Origin of the sequence: Polaromonas sp. (genome assembly GCF_041689105.1) — a bacterium.
GTDB lineage: Bacteria > Pseudomonadota > Gammaproteobacteria > Burkholderiales > Burkholderiaceae_C > Polaromonas.
Genome location: NZ_JBDNGU010000155.1, coordinates 1 through 10840 on the forward strand (window position 1 = coordinate 1; position 10840 = coordinate 10840).

The 10840-nt window shown below is 62.1% G+C and carries 10 protein-coding genes; 4 read left to right on the plus strand and 6 right to left on the minus strand.

Annotated features, from left to right (window positions below; translation table 11 throughout):
- Window positions 1-14: 14 nt before the first annotated feature.
- The 4 genes from paaB to ACESMT_RS16230 all read left to right on the plus strand — a co-directional run bounded on the left by paaB (window position 15) and on the right by ACESMT_RS16230 (window position 3188).
- Entirely contained in the window at window positions 15-347 is a 333-nt protein-coding gene (gene paaB, locus ACESMT_RS16215) for a 1,2-phenylacetyl-CoA epoxidase subunit PaaB (RefSeq protein WP_372827644.1), read from the plus strand.
- Window positions 347-1132, plus strand: coding sequence for a 1,2-phenylacetyl-CoA epoxidase subunit PaaC (gene paaC, locus ACESMT_RS16220; RefSeq protein ID WP_372827636.1), 786 nt, complete (start codon window positions 347-349; stop codon window positions 1130-1132). Before paaB ends, paaC begins: the two co-directional genes overlap by 1 nt.
- A gap of 12 nt (window positions 1133-1144) precedes the next feature.
- Window positions 1145-1645 carry a 1,2-phenylacetyl-CoA epoxidase subunit PaaD gene (gene paaD / locus ACESMT_RS16225; protein WP_372827637.1) on the plus strand — a complete coding sequence of 167 codons (501 nt, stop codon included), beginning with the start codon at window positions 1145-1147 and terminating at the stop codon, window positions 1643-1645.
- A 418-nt stretch (window positions 1646-2063) separates the two neighbouring features.
- Window positions 2064-3188 (plus strand): 2Fe-2S iron-sulfur cluster-binding protein, encoded by a 1125-nt coding sequence (locus tag ACESMT_RS16230; protein ID WP_372827638.1) that lies wholly within the window; start codon window positions 2064-2066, stop codon window positions 3186-3188.
- A 67-nt stretch (window positions 3189-3255) separates the two neighbouring features.
- Here the strand turns inward: ACESMT_RS16230 and ACESMT_RS16235 are convergent, their stop codons facing one another.
- From ACESMT_RS16235 to ACESMT_RS16260, 6 genes are all read right to left on the minus strand, one after another.
- A complete protein-coding gene (locus tag ACESMT_RS16235) occupies window positions 3256-3588 on the minus strand; it encodes a hypothetical protein (protein WP_372827639.1) in 333 nt (110 codons plus the stop codon).
- 50 nt (window positions 3589-3638) lie between these two features.
- A complete protein-coding gene (locus tag ACESMT_RS16240; protein WP_372827640.1) occupies window positions 3639-4670 on the minus strand; it encodes a cytochrome d ubiquinol oxidase subunit II in 1032 nt (343 codons plus the stop codon).
- Entirely contained in the window at window positions 4663-6222 is a 1560-nt protein-coding gene (locus ACESMT_RS16245; RefSeq protein WP_372827641.1) for a cytochrome ubiquinol oxidase subunit I, read from the minus strand. The genes ACESMT_RS16240 and ACESMT_RS16245 overlap by 8 nt, the downstream gene beginning before the upstream one ends.
- 2 nt (window positions 6223-6224) lie before the next feature.
- Window positions 6225-6839, minus strand: coding sequence for a GbsR/MarR family transcriptional regulator (locus tag ACESMT_RS16250; RefSeq protein ID WP_372827642.1), 615 nt, complete (start codon window positions 6837-6839; stop codon window positions 6225-6227).
- Window positions 6840-7087: 248 nt separating this feature from the next.
- Window positions 7088-9856 carry a PAS domain S-box protein gene (locus tag ACESMT_RS16255; RefSeq protein ID WP_372827643.1) on the minus strand — a complete coding sequence of 923 codons (2769 nt, stop codon included), beginning with the start codon at window positions 9854-9856 and terminating at the stop codon, window positions 7088-7090.
- 260 nt (window positions 9857-10116) lie between these two features.
- Window positions 10117-10737, minus strand: coding sequence for a septal ring lytic transglycosylase RlpA family protein (locus ACESMT_RS16260; protein WP_372827645.1), 621 nt, complete (start codon window positions 10735-10737; stop codon window positions 10117-10119).
- Window positions 10738-10840 lie beyond the last annotated feature (103 nt).

The window sequence follows — 10840 nt, forward strand, 5'->3', positions numbered from 1 at the left end:
CTGAAGGAGGCGGCATGACGAAGAGCCCTCACCCCAACCCTCTCCCAGCGGGAGAGGGAGTCAGGCAAAACGACTGGCCTCTTTGGGAAGTATTTTTGCGCTCCAAACAGGGTCTGGAGCACAAACACTGCGGCAGCCTGCATGCCACTGACGCGCAACAGGCACTGCAAATGGCGCGCGACGTATACACCCGGCGCCAGGAAGGCGTGAGCATCTGGGTTGTGCCATCCAACACCATCACCGCCAGCGAGCCAGACGACAAACCCGCGTTTTTTGAGCCCATGGCCGACAAGATTTACCGGCACCCGACCTTTTACGAGATTCCCGATGAAGTGGGCCACATGTGATGGCTGCGCTGGCAACACCGGTCACCGCGCCGCTGGACTACCTGCTGCACCTGGCCGATAACGCACTGGTTCTGGGCCAGCGCAATGCCGAGTGGTGCGGCAACGGGCCGGTACTTGAAGAAGACATCGCTCTGACCAACATGAGCCTGGACCTGATCGGTCAGGCGCGCATGTTGTACCAGCACGCGGCTGGGGTTGCAGGTGATGGCGCAACGGAAGACTCTCTCGCGTACTTTCGCGATGCGGCGGCCTTTCGCAACTACACCCTGCTCGAACTGCCCCACTCGTCAGAGGTTTCGGCGCGGGATTACGCCAGCACCATCACCCGCAACTTTTTCTACAGCGCACTGATGCTGCTGTTGTGGGAGGCACTGCAAACATCAACAGACCCGCAACTGGCGGCGATTGCCGGCAAGTCGCTCAAAGAGGTGCGTTACCACTTTCGCCACTCGCGCGACTGGCTGGTGCGCCTGGGTGACGGAACACCCGAATCCCATGGCCGTACGCAAGCAGCTGTGAACCATTTAATGCCCTACACCCAGGAGTACTGGGCGCAAGCAGCTATCCATACCATAGCGACCTCAGAGATTGCTGTCGGCATGGCAACGCTGCAAACCCGCTGGGACGACCTGGTCAACGACGCTCTGGAAGAAGCCGGCCTGCAACGCCCGCGTGTCATGGCCAAACCGGCACAGGGCAAAAACGGCCAGCACAGCGAGCACCTGGCGCCGCTGCTGGCCGAGATGCAAAGCCTGGCGCGTGCCCACCCCCAGGCGCGTTGGTGACAAGGTGATGCAGTGAACACCCTGCAAGCGATCTGGGACGCACTGGATGCCGTGCCCGACCCGGAGATTCCGGTGGTGTCCATCCGCGAGCTGGGCATACTGCGCGATGTACGCCAGACCAGCACCGGTGTGGAAATCATCATCACGCCGACCTACAGCGGTTGCCCGGCCATGGGGCAGATTGAGGATGACATCCGCACGGCACTGGCGCAGCAGCAAATCAGTGCACGCATCAGCATCCAGCTGGCGCCTGCCTGGACCACCGACTGGATCAGCGCGGCCACCAAAGAAAAGCTGCGCAGCTACGGCATTGCGCCGCCGCACACCACCACGCAGGGCAGCGATAAGGTGATCCACTTTGCCCCCCACAAGGCTGCAGTTGAATCGGTTGCCTGCCCGCAATGCGGCTCGGTCAACACCACTGAAACCTCGCACTTTGGCTCGACCGCCTGCAAAGCCCTGTACAAGTGTCTGGCTTGCCTGGAGCCGTTTGACTACTTCAAACCTTATTAAATGGCCCCCACGCTCGTCGCTTCGCGTACTTCGCTGCCCCCCGAGGGGGCGCATTTTTCCTTGGGGCGGCCCGGCGGAAAAACCAGGGCCCCCACGCTCGTCGCTTCGCGTACTTCGCTGCCCCCCGAGGGGGCGCATTTTTCCTTGGGGCGGCCCGGCGGAAAAACCAGGGCCCCCACGTTTGTCACTTCGTGTAATGCGCTGCACCTTGCAGGCCGCCGCTCGCCAGAGGCTTCGTTTCTGTCGCCTGTCCAACCCTGCGCAGGCAGGTTTGGAGCCGCAGACGACAGCCCCGAGGGGGCCGCTGCGCCTGCGGGCCGGCAAAGCCGGCCCCGCGGCCCCGGCTGGTAAAGAGAAAACCCCCACGCTTGTCACTTCGCACACGGCGCTGCAATGCCGCTATCACTGAGACTCACCTATGTCCGTTCCTCACTTTCATCCGTTAACCATCCAGCGAGTCACGCCGGAAGCCGCTGGTGCCGTTGCTCTCAGTTTTGCGATTCCACCCGAGCTGCGCGGCCTGTATGCCTTCACACCGGGGCAGTTCCTCACACTCAAGGCGCAGATCAACGGCGAACCGGTGCGCCGCAGTTATTCCATCTGCAGCAGCACCCAGAACCTGGCAGAGACGCATGAGATGGAAGTCGGCATCAAGCCGGTCGACGGCGGCGTTTTTTCCAACTGGGCCACCCGCTTGCAGGCTGGCGACACGCTGGACGTGATGCCACCCGATGGGCGCTTCACGCCGCGCCTGAGCGGCGCGGTGCACCGCGTGGGCTGGGCGGCCGGCTCAGGCATCACGCCGCTGCTGTCCATCATCGCCAGCACACTGGCCGGCGAGGCTGACTCCACCTTCACGCTGGTGTATTGCAACCAGCGCAGCAGTTCCATCCTGTTCAACGAAGCATTGCAGGACCTGAAAGACCGCTACCCGGCTCGCCTGAGCCTGATTCACCTGCTGTCACGCCAGGCCCAGGAAGTTGCACTGTTCAATGGCAGACTCGACACAGCCAAGGTGAGCGAGCTGCTGGCCGGCCTGATCCCGGCTGACAGCATCGGCGAGACTTTTATCTGCGGGCCGGAGGCGATGATCGAAGGCTGCGAGCAGGCCCTGCTGGCGGCTGGCGTGCCGCGCGAACGCATCCACAGCGAACGCTTCACCACCGCCGGTCAGCCCACCAATGCTATTAATTCAGGAGCACCTAGCGACCAACCGGAAAGGGCTAGGGGCCAAAATGGCTTGGAATCCGAAAGCGCAACCGGCACCATCCGCCTGTCCGTGCAACTTGACGGCAAGGCGCATGTGCTGCGCATGTTTGCGCATGAACGTGTGCTCGACGTCGCGCTGGCAGCGGGCCTGGACCTGCCCTACAGCTGCAAGGGCGGCGTCTGCTGCACCTGCCGCGCGAGGGTGCTGTCGGGCCAGGTGGCCATGGAGAAAAACTTCACGCTGGAAGACTGGGAAGTGAAAAAAGGCTTTGTACTGAGCTGCCAGGCGAGGCCACTGAGCGACAGCGTTTCCATCAGCTACGACGAAAGGTAGGCAAGAACCCCCACAGACGTTCACTGGGTGTACCTCTCTGCCCCAGAGGGCGCGAGGCGCGTGCAACTCAGCGGGTGCGCGAATTCCAGATATGCAGCTCAAAAAATGCGTTCTGGGTCGCGATCTTCATCTGCCTGAAAACCGCCCGGGTGGCGTGGTCGGCTGCATGCTCCCAGCGGGCCACCGCGTGAAGTTCGGCGGAGGAACGGGCGTCGTTCGGGTTTTCCGCGCGCAGTGACCGCACGGCCAACCACTCCACATAAGCGCCGCAGACCGCAGACGCTCCGCCGAGCACATGCTCAAGCACTTCAATGAATTTTTGCTCGGCCAGTTGCCGCTGGTCAGCCGTCAGTTCGCCAGCCGCCTGCAGGGAAGCCTTGTAAATGCTCTGCGCTCGCATGATTGCAATGGTCAAAAAGCAGGATTTTATAGCCCCCAGAGGCTTTCCACCTAATACTTCAGCGCTGTGCTCTTGCCCCAGAACACCCGGTAGGCAAACACCGTGTAGCCGATGATCATGGGCAGCACCACTGCGGCACCGACCAGGATCACGCCCATGGCTGCTGGCGCCGTCGCAGCCTGCCAGATAGTGATGCGGTCTATCACCAACCATGGAAACAAGCTGTAAGCCAGTCCGTAAAACGCCAGCAGAAACACGCCCACGGTGGCGCCGAAGGGCACCCAGGCGCCGTACTCGTTGCCCTGACCCAGGCGCACCGGCAAGCGCTGCAGGCTGCGATACATCACCGCGAACAACACCGCCGTGGCCACAGGAATCGGTATCAGCATCACGATGTTCGGAAACGAAAACCACTTGGCAAAAATGAGCGGGCTGACAAGCGGCGTCGCCACCGAGATGGCCGCCACGCCAGCCATGGTGAACCACAGGCTGCCGCGCGCCCAGCGCACCGCCTGGAGCTGCAAATCGCCCGCGGACTTGATGATGAGCCAACCCGCGCCCAACAGGCAATAGGCCGCCACCAGCGCCGCACCGATGACGGTGTTGAACAGAATGATCCACCACGTGGATGCAAAACCCGTGATCAGCGAACCCAACATATAGCCTTGGGACCAGCTCGCCAGCAGCGAGCCACCGTAGAACAGGCGGTTCCAGAGCGGCTTGTGCGCCGCCCGCGCCTTGACCCGAAAGTCAAAGGCGACACCACGCAGCGTCAGGCCAATCAGCATGAAGGCCACCGGCAAATACAGCGCACCCAGAATCACGCCGTGCGCCATCGGAAACACCGTCAGCAAAATCCCCACGCCAAGCACCAGCCAGGTTTCGTTGGCATCCCAGAAGGGACCAATGCTGGCAATCATGCTGTCCTTGTCGTCGTCGCTGGCGCGGCGCATCAGCACACCCACGCCCAGGTCGTAACCGTCAAGAATCACATAGGCCAGCATCGCCAGGCCCATGACCACCAGAAAGACGATCGGCATCCAGCCGGCGGCCTGCGTCAGGTCGGGAGCAAGGTCAAGCACGGGCGCCTCCTTCTTTTTCCGGGTAGTTGACGACGTTGAGTTCCTTCTCGGTGTCGCCGGCGGTGTGGTCGTCGCCATAAGGCTTGTCGGCTTGTTTCTTGTGACGCGCCAGATAAAACACCACCGAGACATAGGCAACAATCAGCGCGGCATACAGCGTGAGGTACAGGGCCAGCGTCAGCGCAATACGCGGCGCTGGCACCTGCGAGGCCGCCTCAGCCGAGGTCAACACACCGGTCACCAGCCAGGGCTGGCGGCCGATCTCGGTGACATACCAGCCGGCGATCAGCGCGACCCAGCCCGCAAACGTCATGGCCACCAGCATGCGCAGTTGCCAGCGCTTCAGCTCCCGTGGGCCCGAATCCGGCGGCGTAGCGCGTGAAGCAACAACCGCAGAGGCTCCGATTTTTTCAGCCGGGGCCGCAGAACCGGCTTCGCCGGGCTGCAGGCGCAGCGCCCCCCCGGGGGGCAGCGAACCACCCTCAGGGGGGAGCGTGGGGGCTCGTTTTTTCCACGGGGCAAGCTGCCAGGTCGCGGCCCAGCTCACAGCCAGCATCAACAGGCCCATACCAACCATGATGCGGAAGGCCCAGAAAACCGGTGCCACCGGCGGATGTTTGCCCTCGAACTGGTCCAGCCCCTTGACCTCGCCGTCCAGCGAATGGGTCAGGTACAGCGACGCCAGCTTGGGGATGGCAATCTCATAGCGGTTTTCCTTTGTTTTTTCGTCAGGCAGCGCAAACAGGACGGCCGGTGCACCCTTTTGCGTTTTCCAGATACCCTCCATCGCCGCCAGCTTGGCCGGCTGGTGCTCCATCGTGTTCAGGCCGTGCAGGTCACCCGCGATGATCTGCAGCGGGATCAACATCGCAGCCAGGTAGATGCCGGTCTTCAGGCTGGCCATCACTTCTGCGCTGCGGTCGTCGCGCAGCCAGCGGTAAGCCGAGATACCCGCCACCAGAAACGCCACCGTCAGCCCCGAGGCCAGCATCATGTGTGTGAAGCGGTAGGGAAACGAGGGGTTGAAGATGACCTCCAGCCAGCTGGTCACATGGGCCTGGCCGTTGATCATCTCGAAGCCGGCGGGCGTGTGCATCCAGGAGTTGAGCGCGAGGATCCAGAAGGCCGACAGTGTGGTGCCACCCGCCACCAGCAGCGTGGCAGTGGTATGCATGCGCTCACTGACACGCTCACGCGCAAACAGCATCACGCCGAGCATGGTGGCTTCGAGGAAAAAGGCCGTGAGCACTTCGTAGGCCAGCAGCGGCCCGGCGATGTTGCCGACTTTTTCCATGTAGCCCGGCCAGTTGGTACCAAACTGAAAACTCATGGTGATGCCGCTGACCACGCCAAGCGCAAAGGTCAGCGCAAAAATTTTCACCCAGAACTGATAGGCGTCCATCCAGTACTGCTGGCCAGTCTTGACAAAACGCAGTTTGAAAAACAGCAGCACCCAGCCCAGCGAAATGCTGATGGTCGGGAAAAGAATGTGAAAAGTAATGTTGGCCGCAAACTGGATGCGTGCCAGCAGGAAAGCGTCGAGTCCGTCCATCGTCAGCTCCGGTTGGTTTCTTCAGAAATATCGGCCGGCGGCACTGCCAGCTTGGGCGCGGCGGCGCGGCCTGTCAAGCCAGCCTTGACGCTGCCGGCCACTTCCAGCAGCTTCTGCACCTTGGCGCCCATCTTCATGAGCTTGATCAGCGTGGCCGAATCCATCTTCTGCACGTCGGCCAGCCAGCCGGTCAGGAGCTCGATCAAATCGTGCATCTGTTTCATGCGTGCCTGCGCGTGGATGTCGTCCTGCGTCGCAGGCTGCTCCATCAGCGCGTCGCGCAGCATGGACAGCGTGGGATCAATTTCGCGTTTGCGCCGCTCTTCAGCCAGCGTGCGGAAGATGGCCCAGACATCTTCAGGCGCCTGGAAATACTCGCGCCGGTCGTTGGGCAGGTGCTGCAGCCGCACCAGGTTCCAGGACTGCAGCTCTTTCAAGCCCATACTGACATTGGAGCGCGAAAACGCCAGTGCCTCGCCAATCTCGTCGGCATTGAGCGCGCGCGGCGAGACATACAGCAGCGCGTAAATCTGGCCGACAGTGCGGTTGATGCCCCAGCGGCTGCCCATTTCACCGAAATGCAGGACAAAACGCTGGGTCAAGGGGGCAAGGTTCATGGTTCAACTTACTGAGTTTTCAGGAATTACTGAAATTATAGTAAGTTAAAAAAATTCTTGCTGGCGGTCGAAAACAGCCTTTTTGGGGGAAGCGAAGGCGAAAAATGCACTGCTGCGGTCGATTTGCAGCCGACGACGCGCAAGCCAGACAGACAGACCTCTAGTCTGTCAGTCCAAGCTGGCAATGACAGAACTTCAACATTGCTCTGTTTGCAGACTTCATCTTTCAAGCTTTTTCAAAGCAAGAGTCAGCGCTTAATCTGCACATGAATGATGTTGAGCAAATCCGCGTTGGAAGTCACCGATTTGACGAGGGATGCGGCAAACCGCTCGGTTTGCTTGCGCGGCAGCTCACTGGCTGAAAAGACCAGCACGCGCGGCTCCGGGCGCATCGCCGCAATCAGGGGCAGCAGCTCCATGCCGTTGCCGTCCGGCAGGGCCAGGTCAAGAATCACGAGGTCATAGTGCTGTGAGGCCAGCAACTGGCGGGCCGTGTGCAGATCGCCAGCATGATCGAAATCGGCGCTATCGGCGGCAATGGCACTGACAACGCTCAAAACGTCTGCATCGTCGTCAACATGGAGAATGCGCGCCCGCCTCGTTCCCGCCAGACTCGCGCTGCGCTGCATCGCTGCCATCAGCCGCGCATGGTCAATAGCAATAGGCTTGACCAGCCAGTCGGCCACCTCAATGCCGCCGAGCTGCACCGCTTGCTCGGCGCGGGCCAGCGCGGACACCACGATGATCGGCAAATCGCGCGCCAGCGGCTCTTCGCGCAGCTCGCTGATCAGGGGCACACCATCGCGCCCCGGTAAATCGAGGTCGAGCGTCAACGCGTTGTAGCGCCGGTGCGCCAGCAGCGCCCGGGCCCGAGTGCCATCGTGTGCGATATCGACGTCGTAACCGCCCTGTTCGAGAATGATTTTCAGCAGGTTGGCCACATCGGGGGCGTCCTCGCAAATCAGCACCTGCGGCCGTTGCAGCTCATCGGCCGTCGGCGTCGGCGTCGGCAGTCGTTTGAGTTCCTCCATCTGTGGCAAATCGACCCAGAAAATGGTTCCCTGGGACGAGGTGTCAAAACCAATGCGCCCGCCCATCGACTCGACCAGCGACTTGGTAATGGCGAGCCCCAGGCCGGTGCCAGCCAGACGCCGCGTGTCGGAACCATCAGCCTGCGAAAACTTCTGGAAAATCCTTGCACAAAATTCATCCGGTATGCCCGGCCCGCGATCAGCAACACTCAGACGCAGCCATGCACCGCGTTTTTCCACGGCGACCACCACGTTGTCCTGCGGCGCAGAATACTTGGCGGCGTTCGAAAGCAGGTTGGTGATGACCTGAATCATCCGGTCACTGTCGATGCGCACCAGGCCATCGACCTCCCCATCAACCAGCTCAATGCCCACCTGCAAAGCAGCGGCGTAGGCGCGGTTGGCCTCGATGGCTTGCAGCAGCACCGGCCGAAGCATCTGCGCCACCAGGTCGAACTGCATTCGGCCCGATTCCATTTTTTCGATATCAAGAATGTCGTTGATCAGGCGCACCAGCCGCTCGCTGTTGCTGTGGGCGATCTCGATCAGCTTGACCGCCGCCGGTGGCAGCGCCCCGGCCATACCGCCCGCGACCAGGCCCAGTGCACCGCGGATCGAGGTCAGCGGCGTGCGTAACTCGTGGCTGACGGTGGACACAAATTCATTCTTCATCCGGTCGACTTTCTGCCGCTCGGAAATATCCTGGGCGATACCGAGAAAGCCGGTGATATTCTGCTCTGCATCGCGCAGCGCTGTGACCGACAGCAGCACCGGGACGCGGCTGCCGTCCTTGCGCACATAGGTCCACTCGTGCGCCTCGGCCTGGTGGCGCCGGGCCTTGGCGGCAAAGACCTCGAAGCCGGGCGCAATCGCCTCGCCCAGCTCCTCGGACAGCGCTGCAGCGCGCTGGACAACTTCCTGCGGGTCATGGAACGGGGCTGGTGTCAGGCGGCCAATGACCTCGGCGCTGCTGTAGCCCAACATCTGTTCAGCGGCGCGATTGAAGATCAGGATCGTGCCATCGACCGTCGTCGAGATGATCGAATACGTGGCGCCGTCGAGCACAGCGGTTTGCAAGGCGGTGGCGGCGTACAGTTGCTGCTCGACTGCCTTGCGCGCGCTGATGTCGCGCACAATGCCGGTGAAAAAGCGGCGTCCGCCCACCACCACCTCACTGACCGCCAGCTCCATCGGAAACGTGCTTGCGTCCTTGCGCCGGCCGACAACCTCGCGCTCGATACCGATCACGCGCGGGCTGCGCGTCTCCAGAAAACGGGCCAAATAGCCGTCATGCTCGCGCTGGTACGGCTCGGGCATCAGTCGCTTGATGTTGTGCCCGATCACCTCCTCGGACGGATATCCGAAGATGCGCGCTGCGGCCGGGTTGTAGCTCTCGACCGTGCCACGCTCGTCGATGGTGATGATGCCTTCAACCGCCGTACTCAGAATGGCGCGCAGCAATGCCTCCTGCTCCTGGCTAACGCTGCGAAAATGCTCCTCGTGGCGCCGACTCACCTCTTCCTGCACCCAGTCGGCCAGGTCGCGCAGGACACGCCGGTCAGCGTCGGGAAAGGCGCGCGGTTTGTTGTCGATCAGACACAAGGTGCCGATCCGAAAACCACCGGCAGTCGCCAGCGGCGCACCGGCATAGAAGCGGATGTCGGGCGCTGCAGTGACCAGCGGGTTATCGGCAAAGCGCGGGTCGGCGAGCGTGTTTTCAATAACAAAAATGTCGTCTGCATGAATGGCATGGCCGCAAAACGAAATATCGCGCGAGGTTTCGCAGGCCGCCAGGCCCTGGTTCGACTTGAACCACTGCCGGTCTTGGTCAATCAGGCTGACCAGCGCGATCGGCATATCAAACAGGCGCTGCGCAATTCGGGTAATGCGGTCAAAGCGCTCCTCGGCAGGGGTATCAAGCAGTTCCAGCGAATGCAAGACCGCCAGGCGCCCGGGCTCATTGGATGGCAGGGATGGTGCAAGCATGAAAACTCCGTAGCGGCCACCGCAAATGCAGCCCACTTTTCAGTATAAGCGCGGGGGGCTCAGGGCAGTGCGCCGGTGCGCAGCAAAAGTCTCGCAGGTCTTGCGGTCGAGCAGCAAATCGAAAGACGTGGCCACTGCTTCACCCATGACCGGCCCGATCGCCTCGTCTGAATCGTTGACGGGCCTCCCACCCTGGGCAAAACCACCGGTGGGGTCTTCGTCCGAGCCTGCCGGCACTTATCAGCACCTGCCAAAACCGCTCAGCGCGACCTGGGGGCCAGCGCGGGCCGCACGAGACGTGGGCGCTTGATCAGCGGCGGCGGTGTTTCTGCCATCAGGGGCGTGGACGCGGGCACCAGCAGCAAGACGTCTTTGACGCCCAGCCCCAGCATGCCGATGGCCTCGGCCGCAGCGCGGCTGAGGTCGATCACACGACCCCGGCTGAAGGGGCCCCGGTCGGTGATGCGCACATCCACCTCTTTGCCGTTGACCAGGCTGCGCACGCGCACCATGGTGCCGAAAGGCAGCGTTTTATGAGCCGCTGTCAGCGCATGCATGTCACATCGTTCGCCGCTGGCGGTGCGGCGGCCGTGAAAGCGCGGGCCATACCAGGAGGCGCCGCCCTGCTCGAAGGCGTGGACCGCTTCGCCTGCGAGAAGCTGCTCATCGGCCGGACTGGCTTCAATGGTCGGGGCCATGGCTGACGAACCCGCTTCTTCCGGGCTCAAGGGGGCGAGCGGTGGCCTTGTCAAAGGCGAAGCGAGCGCCCGGTCGGGCGAAGGCGCCGGAGATGGCGGCGCCGTCGTGCAGCCTGCCAAAAGCGTCAGCAGCAGGGCGGCGTAGCCTAGGAGCCTGTCGGACTTGGGAATCGTCGGCTGCAAATCGACCGCAGCGGTCCATTTTTCACCGTCTTTTTGTCCCATAGCTGGGCTATGGGTCTGCAAATCCGGCAAAAACTGTCCTCGCTGGGCCCGATTTTCGCTC

What these genes read in the sequence shown, in the direction of transcription:
- paaB (WP_372827644.1), top strand. Translation starts at nt 15, where the DNA reads ATGACGAAGAGCCCTCACCCCAACCCTCTCCCAGCGGGAGAGGGAGTC.
- paaC (WP_372827636.1), top strand. Translation starts at nt 347, where the DNA reads ATGGCTGCGCTGGCAACACCGGTCACCGCGCCGCTGGACTACCTGCTG.
- ACESMT_RS16230 (WP_372827638.1), top strand. Translation starts at nt 2,064, where the DNA reads ATGTCCGTTCCTCACTTTCATCCGTTAACCATCCAGCGAGTCACGCCG.
- ACESMT_RS16235 (WP_372827639.1), bottom strand. Translation starts at nt 3,588, where the DNA reads ATGCGAGCGCAGAGCATTTACAAGGCTTCCCTGCAGGCGGCTGGCGAA.
- ACESMT_RS16245 (WP_372827641.1), bottom strand. Translation starts at nt 6,222, where the DNA reads ATGGACGGACTCGACGCTTTCCTGCTGGCACGCATCCAGTTTGCGGCC.
- ACESMT_RS16250 (WP_372827642.1), bottom strand. Translation starts at nt 6,839, where the DNA reads ATGAACCTTGCCCCCTTGACCCAGCGTTTTGTCCTGCATTTCGGTGAA.
- ACESMT_RS16255 (WP_372827643.1), bottom strand. Translation starts at nt 9,856, where the DNA reads ATGCTTGCACCATCCCTGCCATCCAATGAGCCCGGGCGCCTGGCGGTC.